This is a genomic window from Dyella sp. PARNA 12/25, from assembly GCF_055702865.1.
Genome location: NZ_JBVQCI010000006.1, coordinates 85,194 through 99,939, shown reverse-complemented (window position 1 = coordinate 99,939; position 14,746 = coordinate 85,194). Strand labels below are relative to the sequence as shown.

Annotated in this window: 10 protein-coding genes; 5 read left to right on the top strand and 5 right to left on the bottom strand. The window is 62.8% G+C overall.

Features of this window, described 5'->3' with window-relative positions:
- The first annotated feature begins 157 nt into the window (after nt 1-157).
- The 5 genes from AC0GUR_RS13470 (at nt 158) to AC0GUR_RS13450 (ending at nt 8,713) form a co-directional block, all read left to right on the top strand.
- Complete coding sequence (locus AC0GUR_RS13470; protein WP_472878002.1) at nt 158-2,356, top strand: protease pro-enzyme activation domain-containing protein; 2,199 nt, start codon at nt 158-160, stop codon at nt 2,354-2,356.
- Nucleotides 2,357-2,607: 251 nt separating this feature from the next.
- Nucleotides 2,608-5,760 carry an ESPR-type extended signal peptide-containing protein gene (locus AC0GUR_RS13465; RefSeq protein WP_472878001.1) on the top strand — a complete coding sequence of 1,051 codons (3,153 nt, stop codon included), beginning with the start codon at nt 2,608-2,610 and terminating at the stop codon, nt 5,758-5,760.
- A 509-nt stretch (nt 5,761-6,269) separates the two neighbouring features.
- On the top strand, nt 6,270-6,500 hold the full coding sequence (locus AC0GUR_RS13460) for a hypothetical protein (RefSeq protein ID WP_472878000.1): 231 nt from the start codon (nt 6,270-6,272) through the stop codon (nt 6,498-6,500).
- Nucleotides 6,501-6,844: 344 nt separating this feature from the next.
- Nucleotides 6,845-7,213 (top strand): RcnB family protein, encoded by a 369-nt coding sequence (locus AC0GUR_RS13455; protein WP_472877999.1) that lies wholly within the window; start codon nt 6,845-6,847, stop codon nt 7,211-7,213.
- 702 nt (nt 7,214-7,915) lie between these two features.
- Nucleotides 7,916-8,713, top strand: a complete 798-nt coding sequence (locus tag AC0GUR_RS13450) for a carbonic anhydrase (RefSeq protein ID WP_472877998.1) — start codon at nt 7,916-7,918, stop codon at nt 8,711-8,713.
- A 121-nt stretch (nt 8,714-8,834) separates the two neighbouring features.
- Here AC0GUR_RS13450 and AC0GUR_RS13445 read toward each other — a convergent pair whose 3' ends face one another.
- From AC0GUR_RS13445 to AC0GUR_RS13425, 5 genes are all read right to left on the bottom strand, one after another.
- Nucleotides 8,835-10,202: a glutamate--cysteine ligase gene (locus AC0GUR_RS13445; RefSeq protein ID WP_472877997.1), complete on the bottom strand. Its 1,368-nt coding sequence runs from the start codon at nt 10,200-10,202 to the stop codon at nt 8,835-8,837.
- A 234-nt stretch (nt 10,203-10,436) separates the two neighbouring features.
- Nucleotides 10,437-11,819, bottom strand: coding sequence for a sensor histidine kinase (locus tag AC0GUR_RS13440; protein WP_472877996.1), 1,383 nt, complete (start codon nt 11,817-11,819; stop codon nt 10,437-10,439).
- Nucleotides 11,806-12,471 carry a response regulator gene (locus tag AC0GUR_RS13435; RefSeq protein WP_472877995.1) on the bottom strand — a complete coding sequence of 222 codons (666 nt, stop codon included), beginning with the start codon at nt 12,469-12,471 and terminating at the stop codon, nt 11,806-11,808. The genes AC0GUR_RS13440 and AC0GUR_RS13435 overlap by 14 nt, the downstream gene beginning before the upstream one ends.
- Nucleotides 12,472-12,657: 186 nt before the next feature.
- Nucleotides 12,658-13,581, bottom strand: coding sequence for a Grx4 family monothiol glutaredoxin (gene grxD / locus AC0GUR_RS13430; protein WP_472877994.1), 924 nt, complete (start codon nt 13,579-13,581; stop codon nt 12,658-12,660).
- 272 nt (nt 13,582-13,853) lie between these two features.
- Nucleotides 13,854-14,711 carry a UDP-2,3-diacylglucosamine diphosphatase gene (locus AC0GUR_RS13425; protein WP_472877993.1) on the bottom strand — a complete coding sequence of 286 codons (858 nt, stop codon included), beginning with the start codon at nt 14,709-14,711 and terminating at the stop codon, nt 13,854-13,856.
- Nucleotides 14,712-14,746 lie beyond the last annotated feature (35 nt).

The window sequence follows — 14,746 nt, the reverse complement described above, 5'->3', positions numbered from 1 at the left end:
ATCGGCCATGGCCTGGTCGGCCACCAATGCGTCCTGTTCGCTTCGCTGGTTGTTGCCCTTTGCGCTTTGCATACGCGCCTGGTGGCGCATGTCAAAAACGAGGCCTCCGCCTGCGAGTCGCCGCGGAGTCCTTCCATTTTCTTTTGGGGGATCGAAAATGTTTTGCCGTGTACAAAAGCTGAAATCCTGCAACAAGGCATTGCTGCCCATGGCCCTTGCCCTGGCGCTGAGCCCGTTGTGTGGCCACGCGGCCACTGCCACCGCGTGGGCTCCTACCGCGACGCACGCTGCGCTGCTGAAGGCCGACTCGACCTCGGCCGCCAAGTACGTGATCAATGCGCACGGCAAGCCCGCCGTCAAGGCGCAGGTCACACCGCTGGATAGCACCAAGGTGATGCATGTGTCGGTGAGCGTGAATCTGCGCAACGTTGACCAGTTGAAGACGTTCAACAAGAGCGTGAACACGCTGGGCAGCGCCAATTACCACCAGTTCCTCACCCCGGATCAGTTCAAGGCGACCTTCTCGCCGACCGACGCGCAGGTGCAGGCGGTCGTGACGCACCTGCAACAGTCGGGGTTCACCAACATCGAAGTGTCGCCCAACAACACACTGGTGTTTGCGGACGGCAATGCTGCCGCCGTCGGCAGGGCGTTCAACGCGACGATGAAGTCGTACACCGATAATGGCAAGCTGAAGTTCGCCAACGACAGCGACCCCATGGTGCCCCAGGCGTTGAGTGGCATCATCGGCGCGGTGACGGGCCTGCAGAACGTCAGCGTGAAGCATCCGATGAGCCATCGCGGTGCACAGGTTTCCTCTGTGACCGAGGCGGGCACGAGTTCGAGCCCGACCAATGTGCTGCACCCGCCGACGCAGTTTCCGCTGATCTATGACGCCGGCAACACGCCGACGGCATACAACACCACGGTGGGCATCATCACCTGGGGCGACCTGACCCAGGCGCAGGCCGACCTCAATACGATGACGACGGTGAACGGCATGGCTCCGGTCAACGTCAAGGTGGTGAAGGTCACGATTACGGGCGCGAAGGACTTCTCCGATGACTCCAGCGCTGACGACGAGTGGTGTCTTGATTCGCAGACCATCGTCGGCACGTCCGGCGGCGTCAAGCAGCTCGTGTTCTACACGGCCGCCAACGGCCTGGATGGCGCCAATGACGGAGAGCTAACCAACGCCGGCATCACCGCTGCCTATAACAAGGCGGTTACCGACAACATTGCCAAAATCATCAACGTGTCGCTGGGCGGAGACGAGACGGCTGACAACCAGGACGGCACCCAGGCGGCAGATGACGCGGTTTTTGCCCAGGCCGTGGCGCAGGGTCAAACCTTCTCGGTCTCTTCCGGTGACCAGGGCGTGTACACCGCGAACGGTGGCGAGTTTGAGACCAACGCTGGCGTGGTGCTGCCAGCACCGTTCAGCCTCAGCAACTATTCGTCGAGTGAGCCCGCGACGTCGCCGAACGTGATCGCCGTGGGTGGCACCGAGTTGACCACCAATGGCACCGCATGGGCAGGCGAAGTCACCTGGAATGACGGCATCGCGGATGCTGGCGACGGCAACAACCGCATCTGGGCCACCGGTGGTGGCGTGAGCCTGTTTGAAAAGGCACCCGCATGGCAGGCTACGGCGCTGGGCGCGACCGTGCGTCAGCTACCGGATATCGCCTTCGATGCATCCTCGTATACCGGCGCCATCATCTATATCGGCGGCCAGAAGTATGGCGTCGGCGGTACCAGCCTCGCCTCGCCGATCTTCGTGGGTGTGTTTGCGCGCGCGCAGACCTACGCGAACAACTCGATCGGCTTCCCGGCCAGCGATATGTACCGGGATTTCCCGAACAACCCGCAGGTGCTGCATGACGTAATGTCGGGCAACAACGGCGTCTACTACGCCGGCACGACCTATGGCTACAACGGCGCGCCGGGCTGGGACTTCACCACGGGCTTCGGCTCGCTCGATATCAACGCCTTCAACCAGCTGGCCTACACCTGGGGCGACGGCACCCCGCCGGCCAGCACCACGCCGCCGCCAACCGTCACCGCGCTGACCAACAATGTCGCGGTCACCACGCAGGGCGGAGCCGGTGGGGCGCAGCAGTTCACTCTGCAGGTGCCAGCTGGCAAGTCCACCCTGACCTTCCGCACCTCGGGTGGTACAGGTGACGTCACATTGACTGTGGCCCTCGGCGCCTCGATCTGGACGTCGGCGCACGCGAACACCAATACCGAAGCCGTGACGCTCCGCGCACCGGCGGCGGGCACCTACAACGTGACGGTCTCGGGTGGAAACCAGATCTTCAGCGGGGTCAGCGTGCTGGGTAGCTACCAGTAAGCGGTCGGGCGCCTGCCTGAACTGCCAGGAGCCCGGCCAAGTCCGGGCTCCTGGCAAGTGATCTTCCTTGTGCCTTGGGTGGCTTCTCGAAGCCGCCGCGGGACGGTTTGTCCCCGAGTCAGGGAGATCACCGACTTCTCAACTCTTTCTGTTGGACGTCTAAACGTCCGATGACCGTTGCATGACGCGATCCGCAGCCAATCACCGGCGAGCTGGGCGATGCACACGGAACCAATATTCCGGGGGATTTCATGAACAAGATTCACAGCAAGATCTGGAGCAAATCACTGGGCGCCACCGTCGTTGCCAGCGAGTTGGCCAAGGCCAACGGCAAGGGTGGCAGCGCAAAGCGCGTGCGTTGCGGCGCGGCGGCGTTGTCGCTGGCCATCGGCATGGCGCTTTCGGCAACGTCCGCGACGGCCGCCGATGCGCCGACCACGCCTCAAGTGACGACGCAAGCCTCCGGGCCGGTGCCCGACCCGAACGGCGTCGTCTATTTCTCTGCCGACGGCGCCAATGATGGTAGCGACAACGCGCTCTCGCTTGGCACGAACAGCACGGCTGGTGGCGCCCTGAGCACGGCGCTAGGCACCGAAAGCACTGCCCTGGGCTACAACAGCTTCGCCAATGACGACTACTCCACCGCCGTGGGTGGCAACTCGCAGGCGTTCGGCATCGGCTCATCAGCTATCGGCCACAGCGCCTTCACCGGAGCCGACTATGCGACCGCGATCGGCTACGGTGCGGGTGCCACGAACTTGAACGCCATCGCCGTCGGCGCCAATGCGCAGGCAACTGGCCGTAGCAGCGTGGCGATGGGTGGGGTGGCCGTGGATTCCAGCGGTAACCCGGACGTTTACGACGTATTCGGCAATCCGCAGGCGGCGGCCGCCACCGGTGATCTCTCCACAGCCATCGGCCCCAGTGCGGTGGCGTCGAAAGCTGGCGCCGTCGCCCTTGGCATCGGCACCCAGGCCAGCGGCGCGAATGCCGTGGCCATTGGCAATTCGGCGATTGCCGCCGGGGATACCAGCATGGCCTTGGGGGCAGGTTCGCTGGCACAGGGCCAGTACGCCACGGCCACCGGGTTTGCGGCGCAGGCAAACGGCGGCGGCAGCGTCGCCAGTGGCTACAACGCCGTTGCATCGGGCAGTGGCGCGATCGCTATCGGTAATACCGCCACTTCCAGCGGTGGCGGGTCGACTGCCATGGGCCCTCAATCGCTTGCCCAAGGTGACCAGTCCATTGCGATCGGCCCTTATGCCTTTTCCTATGCTGGGGCCTCCCTCGCGATCGGCTTGAATGCCATGACTCAGGGCGGCGGGGCGGTCGCCATTGGTCCGTTCGCTCAGGCCAATGGTGGAAATAGCATGGCCATGGGTGGGTACTCCCAGGCGTTTGGCCACAATGCCGTCGGCATTGGTTACGACGTGTGGGCCAACGGCCAGTATGCGACCGCTGTTGGTCAATGGGCGACGATCGGTGGATGGCAGGATGCGGCAGGGAACCAGTATTGGTATGCCAACGGTACGGCGATTGGTTCCAACGCCCAGGCAGACCAAAACGGTTCCGCGCTGGGTTACTCGGCTTTGGCAGGTAAAAATGACGTCGCGGTTGGCTATAGTGCAAGCATCTACAATTTCTCGCCCCCGGCTAACAGCAACGCCCAGAACTATGCGCCGAGCAACTCCGTGGCGATCGGCTACCTCGCGAGTGTGAAGACGCCGAGTGCGTTGTCGAGCACGACCACCCAGGTCACCTCCGCGGTGGCGATGGGTTCCTCCGCACAAGCCTCGGCCAGTAACTCGGTGGCGATCGGCGCCAGCGCGAATGCGCAGACTCCGAATCCGTCTACGGCGACAAGCCTGCTCACGAACGAAGTCGCACTGGGTTACAGTGCGAACGTTGCGGCCAGTAACTCGATGGCGCTTGGCCCCAGCGCGAAAGTGCTGACTCCGACCGGGGCGGCCAGCCCGGTGACCAATGCTGTCGCCTTGGGCGCCAATGCGCTGGCCGATGTCAGCAACACCGTGTCGGTGGGTAATGATGGCACCCAGGGCGGTACCAAGTTCACCAGCCGCATCACCAATGTCACGGCTGGCACCGCCGCCACCGATGCGGTCAACGTGTCGCAGTTGCAGGCTTCGGGGCTGATTGACAGCAGTGGCGTCGCGCAGGTCGCCGTGACTTATACCGACCCCACGCGGACTGTGGTGGCTTTGGGTAACGGCACAACGCCCGTTAAGTTGTCCAATGTTGCAGCCGGCACGCAGGCCACCGATGCGGTGAATCTCAGCCAGCTGACGTCGGCGGTCTCTTCGGGTATGTCGCAGGTCAGCGCCATGGCGGTGAACTACGACACGGCAGGCTTGAACAGCGTCACGCTGGGTGGGGCCAACGGCACGACAATCCACAATGTTGCCGCCGGCGTCGCCAATACAGACGTGGTGAACATGAGCCAGCTCAACGCGCTGAGCGCGCTAGAGAGCCAGGACATGCAGGCGATCACCACGCTCAATGGCCAGATGAGCACCGTGCAGAACTCCATTACGACGCTGCAGCAAAACGTTAGTGGTGGTTTGATGCCGTCGACGATCGCCATTGACGGCAGTAACGGCGCGTCCGTGCAGGCCAACTCGGGTGATATCGCCATCGGCGATGGCGCCAAGACCGGTGGCGCGATGGGAACCGCCATCGGTGGCAGCAGCTATGCCGCCGGCCCGCACGACACCGCGATTGGCGGCAACGCCAAGGTGAATGCCGACGGCAGCACGGCTGTTGGCGCGAACACCACGATTGCGGTCGCTGCGACCAATGCCGTAGCGGTGGGTGAGAGCGCGTCGGTGACGGCCGCCTCGGGTACTGCGATTGGCCAGGGCTCGTCTGTCACCGCGACCAACGCGGTGGCCCTGGGCCAGGGCTCGGTGGCCAATGTCGCCAACACGGTGTCCGTTGGTTCGGCGACCAACCAGCGCCAGATCACTAATGTCGCTGCGGGTGTGAATGCCACTGATGCCGCCAACGTCGGCCAGGTCTCGAGCCAGGTAAGCGCAGCGTTGCAGACCGCGAAGACCTATACCGATGCCAGCACCCAGCAGACCTTGAATGCTGCCAATGCCTATACCAACTCGCAGTTGGGCAAGATGAACGATCAGTTCCAACAGGTCGATAAGCGCATCCATGAGGAAGGCGCCATGAGCGCCGCGTCGACGCAGATGGCGATCAACGCAGCGGGCGCCACTGGCAATGGCCGCCTTGCTGCAGGCGTAGGCGTGGAATCCGGCCGTTCGGCGCTCTCGGTGGGTTATGCGGCCCCGTTGGGCAGCCGCATGCACGTCAGCGTAGGCGCCACGGCCAGCAGTTCGCAGACTTCGGTGGGCGCCGGCTTCGGCGTGGATCTGTAAGTAGCCAAATGGGGAATGTGGTCGGCATGGCTTCTGCCGTGCCGGCCCATTCCGCAAGCAACACGATGGATCGTTATCCTGATCGACGCGCTGAGAACCGTGGTCTCTGTACGCCGTTTCAGCGATGACTCGATTTTCAATCGAGCTGGTGGTTGAGGGCTTGTGGATGGGCACGACCGCCATGACCCTGCCGTCGCCAGATTCAACGCGAAGAACAGGTTTCGCCTCCACTTGTCCGATCGCTGCATCGTGTGGTCAGCGGGTTGGATTTCTTGAAGGAAGTTGAGGTCAACACTTGATGTCTCACCGGCGCTGCCATGCGTACGTCAGAAGGACATCCCGACGCATGACGTGCTGAAGGAGCGGCGACCAAACCATAGCCGACCAGGCTGCAGGTTCGAACTGGGTTGAACGTCATGCGGAAGATGCTTTCAGCTGCATTCCCGAAAGGTCCGGTGCCGACTTATGGCGGGCCTAGTTCTTAGACTCAAATGCCGTACCAGCCATTGATGAACGTCATGCATTTAGAAAAAAAAGACGAGGTACTCCGCCCAGCCATTTATGGTGGCATCGGATTGCTTTGCGCGCTCCTTGGTTTTGGACTCGTCGTCCTGTCGTTGTACTTCGGATTCCGCCGCCTGGAGGCCATTGGGGCCGTGGTCGTCGCTGCCGGGATCGCCGGTGGCTTGTTATCCATCGTCTGGGGATGGATCAGGCTGTTTCGGCGGCAGCGCAGTTAGCTCCGTCGCGATCATTGCCGCAAGCTCTATTGATCTAGGGAAAGTCCGCTTCCGACCCCCAGCCGACACTAGACGCGAGCGGTAAGGTGCCAGGGAAAAATGACTTCGAGCTTAATCCGCCCTCACGACCTCCCGCATGTCGTGGAATGAATCTGCGTGGGTATTGCGACTTACCCATACTGGGCAGCATCCTTGTGGGTGCTGATTGGGTTTTGGCCATCTGGTGGTTTTGGACGCCAAGGTTGTCATGCGGCTTATTCCAGCCACGCTGATGTGCCTCCTATAGGAGACCCAGTCCTAGCGACGTCCATCGAATGTTTACACCCTCAATATGCGGAGCCTGCATGAAACGTCTTCTTACTTTCGCCATCGCTGCTGCCTTGCTTGCAGGTAGTGGAATGGCGGTTGCATCACCAAAGGATGATCACGGGCATGGTCACGGCTACGATAAACATGGGGGTGACGACGACGACGATGATCAGGGCCATGGTCACGGGGGGCACCATGACAACGGTAAGCACAAGGGTTGGTATAAGAAGGGCGAGCGCCTGCCTGACTACTACTACACGCGCGAGTACTACGTCACCGACTACGAGACGTATCACTTGCGTCGCCCAGATCCGGGCTATCGCTGGGTGCGTGCCGATGGTGGCCGGTTCTATCTGACGTTGATGTCCAGTGGCGTAGTGATCGATATCGCTGCGGGCCTTTGATCTCTGTTGCCGGGTGACATATTGAATCTGGTCAGCATGAATCGATCATGCTGACTAGCCGGCCTGGGGCGCCCGCTTCCGACCCGAAGCGCACATCACAAGAGCGGGAGGAGCCCCACATGACGGAACATCGACGGCCCCAGAAGTGGCTAGTTGTCGCTTCGGTGGTGATGTGCCTTCTTGCCGCTGTCTTTTGGGCGTATGCAGTCAGCGGCTTTTCGTTGGCGTTTGTGCCCTGTGATGGGACTTTTTCACTGGACGCTAAGCTCATTCGATGCCAGCGGCCAGTGGTCTTCCTCTTGCTATTCTGGTCATGCATTTGCGTGGGCGCCTGCCTAGGCGTGACGGCTTTGGCTTGTGCCTTGATCAGACGGCGAAGGCCGTGAGATCGCACTGGCTAAAGTTCGCATGCGACCCGAGGCAGACATCAGCTCTTCCTTCACAGAAGCACGAGGATCTGCGAGCGAAAATGACTGCGCTCGGCGGGCTTTCAATGTTCTCGTGGTAAGGGATGCTGAGCTCCCGCAACCGTATGTCGGTGTTTCGCCCTGAATCGCGAACAGGGCCATGACAGTTTTGGGCCGGATGGCGCACGTTACGCTTCGAACGGAAACCCGTAGTGGCTAGTTGGACCAGCTCCATGCCGACACAAGGGTAGAGCGGGACGCGCGGGCGGCGTTTCATAACCTTTGGGGAATGATCATGCGTAGCTCCAAGCGACACCTGGCCGGTTTGATCGCTCTGGCGATCATGGTGGCCTCCGTGAGCGTTCTGGCCTTGCCGCTGTCATCGGACAACTGGGCCTCGCCGCCACACTGGTCGTACTCGGGAAAAACCGATCCCTCGCATTGGTCGGCCATGGACCCGAGGTTTCTTGCGTGTGGTGATGGTAAGGCGCAGTCGCCCATTGACCTCGAATCGCGTGATGCCAAGAGCGGAAAGACCGGCGAGTTTCATATCGACTATGAAGAGGGTGCGGTCGCCATGGTCAACAATGGCCATACGGTCCAGGCCAATGTCAGCGACGCCAAGGACACCGTGGTTTTCGATGGCGACACGTATCGGCTGGCCCAGTTCCATTTTCATGCTCCGAGTGAGCACACGATGGACGGAACGCACTTCCCGTTGGAAATTCATTTCGTCAATGAAGATGGAAGAAAGCGGATTGCGGTCATTGGCGTGATGGTGAAGCTGGGCCAGCCGAACGAGAGCCTGGCCTCGGTGCTCAAGAATCTGCCCGCCTCGGAGACGGAGGGCAAGGCGAGTGCCACGCCGGTCAATGTGGACCTTGCCTCGGTGCTTCCCCACGATCACCGGGCCTATGTCTATTCCGGGTCACTGACCACGCCGCCCTGCACCGAGGGCGTGCAATGGATCGTGATGACGCAGCCCATTCAGATGTCGAAGGATCAGATCGCGGCGTTCACCCGAATCTTTCCTGACAACCATCGACCGCTGCAAAAGATCAATGGACGAGAGATCGACGACGAGTCGGAATGAGCAGCGCGCATCATCGTCATCACCTGATGACGGATCTGCGCGTCCGACGATTCGAATGATCCGCAAAAACAAACCCCGCCATAAGGCGGGGTTTGTTTCTTTGCTGTCAGCGCCATGAAGCCTAGTAGGCGAACTCGCGGAATGCCGGGTCCACGCTGCCGCCCCACGGCCCATGGAACAACTCGAGCTTGCGTTCCGCAGGTGTCAGGTTGGCTTCGACAATTTCGATAAGTGGCTCAAGGAAGATGCTCTCGTCGGCGCCGTTGCGGTTGAGCTGCGCACGACGCTTGAGGCCGTGTCCGGCAATCTTCAGCGCTTCCATCGCCAGTTCGCGCACGGTGTGCTGGCGGAACGGCAGCTTCAGGGCGTGCTTCGGCACGCCATCGCGCAGCGCGTGCCGTTCGGCGCGGCTGAAATCCTTGACCAGATCCCAGGCGGCGGTGAGCGCTTCGTCGTCGTACAGCAGGCCCACCCAGAAAGCCGGCAAGGCGCAGAGGCGATTCCACGGGCCACCATCGGCGCCGCGCATTTCCAGGTATTGCTTGAGGCGCACTTCCGGGAAGGCGGTGGTGAGGTGGTCGGCCCAGTCCTTCATGGTGGCGTGCACGCCGGGCAGGGCAGGTAGCTCGCCCGCCATGAAGCGCTTGAAGTCCTGGCCGGACAGGTCGATGTAGCTGCCGTTCTGGTAGCTGAAGTACATCGGCACGTTGAGCATGTAGTCGACGTAGCGCTCGTAACCGAAACCGTCCTCGAACACGAAGTCGAGCATGCCGGTACGGTTGGGGTCGGTGTCTTCCCATACATGGGAGCGGTATGACTGGTAGCCGTTTGGACGGCCATCGGTAAACGGCGAGTCGGCGAACAGCGCGGTGGCAATCGGCTGTAGCGCGAGACTGGTGCGGAACTTGCGCACCATGTCGGCTTCGCTTTCGAAATCCAGGTTGACCTGCACCGTGCAGGTGCGCGTCATCATGTCGAGGCCGAGGTTGCCGACCTTGGGCATGTACTCGCGCATGATCTTGTAGCGGCCCTTGGGCATCCATGGCATTTCGTCGCGACGCCATTTGGGCTGGAAGCCCATGCCGAGGAAGCCCATGCCGAGATCTTCGGCGATGGAGCGCACTTCGGAGAGGTGCGAATTCACTTCGAGGCAGGTCTGGTGGATGGTTTCCAGCGGTGCGCCGGAAAGCTCCAGTTGGCCGGCGGGCTCCAGGGTGATGGATGCCTTTTCGCGTGACAGCGCCACCGGGGCGTCGCCTTCACGGGCGACCTCCCAGCCATAGCGCGCAGCCAGCGTTTCCAGCAGCACGCGGATGCCACGTTCGCCCTCGAAGGTGGGCGGGCGCAGAGTATCGGTGAGGAAGCCGAACTTCTCGTGCTCGGTGCCGATGCGCCAGGCATCACGCGGCTTCTCCCCCGCTGCCAGGAAATCAGTCAGTTGCTGGCGGCTACCAATCGGCGTGCTCTTGACGGCACTGGGTATGGACACAGGGGACTCCTTGCAAAGGGTGGCACCACTCTGGGGGCGACGCATGCTAATTCAAAGTGCCGATTATCCGAACTTTTGAATTTTGGCACCCCGAGCTATTCCATGGGTGGCTCCGCCTTGCTCTGTTTACCGATAGCAGTGTATTGCGCCAGCGATGACAGGTGGCCCATCGGGACGGTGCGGTGCGCCGACGCGTCGAGTGACCGCCGCTCCGTGGCGGGGCGGGTCAGAACATCAACCCTGCGAGTTGGCAGGGAAGTCGATGCGCATACGGGTGCCCCGCCCGGAGGAGCCGTCGTGGATGCTCAGCTGGGCGCCGTGCACGCGAGCCACTTCGTCAACAATGGCCAGCCCAAGCCCACAGCCATCATCACTGCTGCCCGCGCCGCGATAGAAGCGTTCGCAAACCTTGTCGCGTTCTTCCCGAGGAATGCCGCTGCCGCTGTCATCCACCTCAAGAAAGCCGTGCCTGTCCTCGATGCCGCAGCGAATGGTGATGTTGCCGCCGGCCGGGGTGTGACGAATGGCGTTGTCGATCAGGTTGATCAGCAATTCGTGCAGCAGCCAGTACACACCCGAGACCTGAATGGGCTGGGTGTCGGCCCCGAGGTCAATGCCGCGCGCGAGGGCGCGATCCAGCATGCCATCGATGACTTCGCCGATCAGGTGAGGCAGCTCGACGGTGGTGAAGTGACTGGCGCGATGGGCGGAGGGTTCGGCGCGTGCCAGCGTCAACAGCTGGTTGGCGGTATGTGCCAACCGATCCACGCCGCCCTGCAACAAGGTGATGCGCTCCTGCAGGGGCGTGCCGGAGGTTTCCCTGGTCAGCACTTCCAACTGAGCCTTGAGTCCCGTCAAGGGTGTGCGCAGCTGGTGCGCCGCGTTGGCCATGAAGTGTTGCTGGGAAAGCACGGAGTCGCGCACCCTGCCGAGCACGGTGTTGAGCGACGCGACCACCGGCTGCACTTCGGCGGGTACCTGTTCAATGGGCAATGGCGAAAGGGAGAGCGGTGGCCGCTTGGCGATTTGTCGGCTCAGCCGTTGCAGTGGGCGCAGCGCGATGCGTATGCCAATCAGGGCGGCAATCAGCACGGCTGCCATCTGCAAGGTGTCGTTGATCAGAAAGGCCACGTCGAGGCGATGCACGGCGCGGTCGCGGCGCAGGGGGTTCTCCGCCACGCTCACGATCAGCGGGGTGCCCGTCTCGGTGGTGCGGTAACTGGCAAGGCGGAACGGCTGGTCGCGGAACTGGATATCGGTGTAGCTGAAGCCATCGGACGATCGGCTGTCCGGCGCCAGTGGCAGCTCGGCTGTGCCAGCAATGGTTTGCCCGTCCGGTGTGCTGACGCGATAGACGAAGCGGTCACTGGCACCCGGTCGAAACGGCATCGGAGGGTCTGGCGGCGGTGCGACCTGCTGCTGGCCTTTGGCACCGGGGCGGATGCGCGCCACGATCGCCTGTGCCGCGCGGGACAACGAATGGTCGAAGGCGCTATGGATCGGGCTGACGATTACCTTGTGATCGACCGCCACGCCGGCGATCAGCAACAGCAGCAGCGGCAGGAGCAGGTAGCCCAGCAACCGCCCGTGGACGCTGGACGGTCTACGCGTCTTCAAGGCGATAGCCGAGGCCGCGGATGCCGCGCACCGTGGCTGAGCCGCCCAGCTTGCTGCGCAGACGCGACACATGCACCTCGATGGCATTGCCCGAGATGTCTTCGCTCCAGCCGGTGATGGCCTGGGTGAGGCGTTCCTTGCTCACCACGCGACCGCTATGGTGGGCCAGGCATTCGAGAATGGACCATTCGCGCCGGGTGAGCTCCAGCACTTCACCGGCGGCATTGAGCGCACGGCGGCCCGCCAGGTCGATGCGCAGCCCGCCGATCACGATTTCGTTGGCGGCAGCCGCAGTGGCGCGGCGAATCAGGGCGCGGCAACGCGCGGCCAGTTCGGGCAATGCAAAGGGCTTGACCAGGTAGTCATCCGCGCCGAGGTCCAGCGCGTTGATGCGATCGTCCAGGCCATCGCGGGCGGTCACGATCAGCAAGGGCAAGGCGCTGCCGCTGCGGCGCAGGCGGCGCACCAGCGAAAGGCCGTCCTCGCCGGGCAGGCCCAGGTCGACGATGGCAAGGTCGTAGTGCGTGTCGGACAAGCGCGTCGACACCGACTCGGCGTCAACCACCGCATCCACCACATAACCAGACCCGACCAGGCCACGGTTGATGGCATCGGACACCAGGGAATCGTCTTCGACTAGCAGAATACGCATAAGGCACGGGACCAGAACGGATACGACATGCTAGCAGGCCGCTCTGTTGGCAAGCTAACGAGCAGCTGTCTTACAGCGAATTACCAAAATGTCACTTGACGGGTGCCGCGGCCCGCGGTGCGGCGCTCCCAGAAAAAAACGCCCGCTAGGCGGGCGTTTTTGGGGGTTACCTTGGCGGCCTGTGCGTCAGTAGCGCGGCACCGAGGAATCGATTTCACGGGCCCAGGCGTCCATACCGCCTTCGACGTTGTAGACCTTGGTGAAGCCATGCGCGGCAAAGCGCTCAGCCACGCCGCGGCTGGAGTTGCCGTGGTGGCAGATAAAGGCGATCGGGGCGTCCTTGGGCAGGTTGGCCAGCGTTTCGTAGCCTTCCTCTTCCAGAATGCGTGCCTGAGCCAGCGGGGCGGCCTGGGCACGACCCTGCGCCGGGCGCACATCCACCAGGGTCAGGTCACCGGCGGCCAGACGGGCCTTCAGCTCCTGCACGGTGAGCGAGCCGATCTCCTGCGCGCCCGTGAACTTCAGGCTCAGGCCTTCGCCCTGCACCGTGGACACCCAGTCGATCACGATGCCCTTGGCGCGCGCGGCGCTACCCGGGTCGAAATGCACTTCGATGCCGTTGGAGGTCACCACGATGTCGTGGTCGCTGCCGGGGGCCAGCTGGAAGCCGGCGCTGTGGTCCGGGCCGATTTCCAGGTGCAGGGCCATGCCCTGCGCATTCGCGGTGCCCTGGCGGATAGCCTCGGCGGCTTTGTCGGTAATGGTGATCTCAGGCGGCGTGCGATCCGGCGCGGCCACGCCGAACAGCTGGTGCAGCTCGCCGCTGGTGTACATCTGGCGAATGATGTCGGCGCCGCCCACCAGTTCACCCTGCACGTAGAGCTGCGGAATGGTCGGCCAGTCGCCGTAAGCCTTGATGCCTTCGCGGATTTCCGGGTCTTCCAGCACGTTGACCGTGTGGTATTCCGGCAGCAGCTCGTTGAGCGTGTTGGTGGCGGCGGCGGAGAAGCCGCACATCGGCTGGTGGCGGGTACCCTTCATGAACAGCACCACGCGGTGGCTCTGCAGCAGGGATTCGATACGTTCGCGGGTGGCGCTGTCGAGGGACATGGAAGACTCCGGCAAAGAGGGCGGATTGTAACCCCCTCGATATGCCGGCGCTTACGGCCGCTTCAAGGTGCGGCAACGGGTGCGCCGGGTCACTGCTTTTGATTTTGCTCGTCATCCCGGCGGAGGCCGGGATCCAGAAGCGGCATCGTTCGATTGTCGCGATGAGGCGAACACCCAGAACTGAGGCGCTGGATGACCAGCTTCGCTGTGGTAAAGCGCTTCCGGCCTGCGCCGGGATGACGAGCAATGGCACTGCCATCGCCAATCTTGCCTTATGCCGCCGGCCGCAGCTCCGTCAGATCCAGCTTGGCGCGCGTGAGCGGCGCCAGCGCCAGGGCGGCGGCGGGCGAGGGGAGTACCAGTTCGCGGCTGGCGCGACCCAGCGGGGCGAACTGCTCGCTCCAATGGATCAACTCCATCGCTCCGGTGTGGTCTTCCACCAGCACCGTGCAGTGTTCCACCCAGTCGCCGTCGTTGAGGTACAGCACGCCGTCCATCTCACGCACGTGGCCGAAATGGATGTGTCCGCAGATGTGGCCGTCAAAGCCGCGTTCGCGCGCATCGCTGGCCACGCGCTCCTCGTAGGCGCGGATATATGCCAGCGCCTTGCCGATATGCGATTTCACGATGATGGACAGCGGCAGGTAAGGCAGCTCCAGGCGGCGGCGCATGGCGTGGACGCGGCGATTGGTCCAGCAGATGAACCGATGCATCACTTCCCCCAGGTGCACCATCCATGTGCGCCCGATCTGCTCCGGATCAAATTCGTCGCCGTGGCTGACGCGGTAGCGACGCCCATCGGCACCTTCGTGCACCGCGTCCAGTTCGATCTTCACCCCGCCAAAGCACTGGCCGGCAAGGCCGCGCACCGGGGCGTCGTGGTTGCCGGGGATGTAGATGACCTCAACGCCGCGGCGAGCGAGGTCGAGCACTTCGGCGATGACCGCACCGTGGTCGGCGTGCCACCAGGTACGACGCGCGAGCGCTTCCATGTCGATGATGTCACCGACGAGGTAGAGCTTTTCGCAACGCAACTTGCGCAGGAAATCGAGCAGGTAGCGGGCCTTGCAGTCGGGCGTGCCCAAGTGCACGTCGGAGATGAAGGCGCTGCGGCAGTGGAAGGTCGCCATGGCAGTCTCTCCCGGTGGTTACCGGGAGCTCAGGA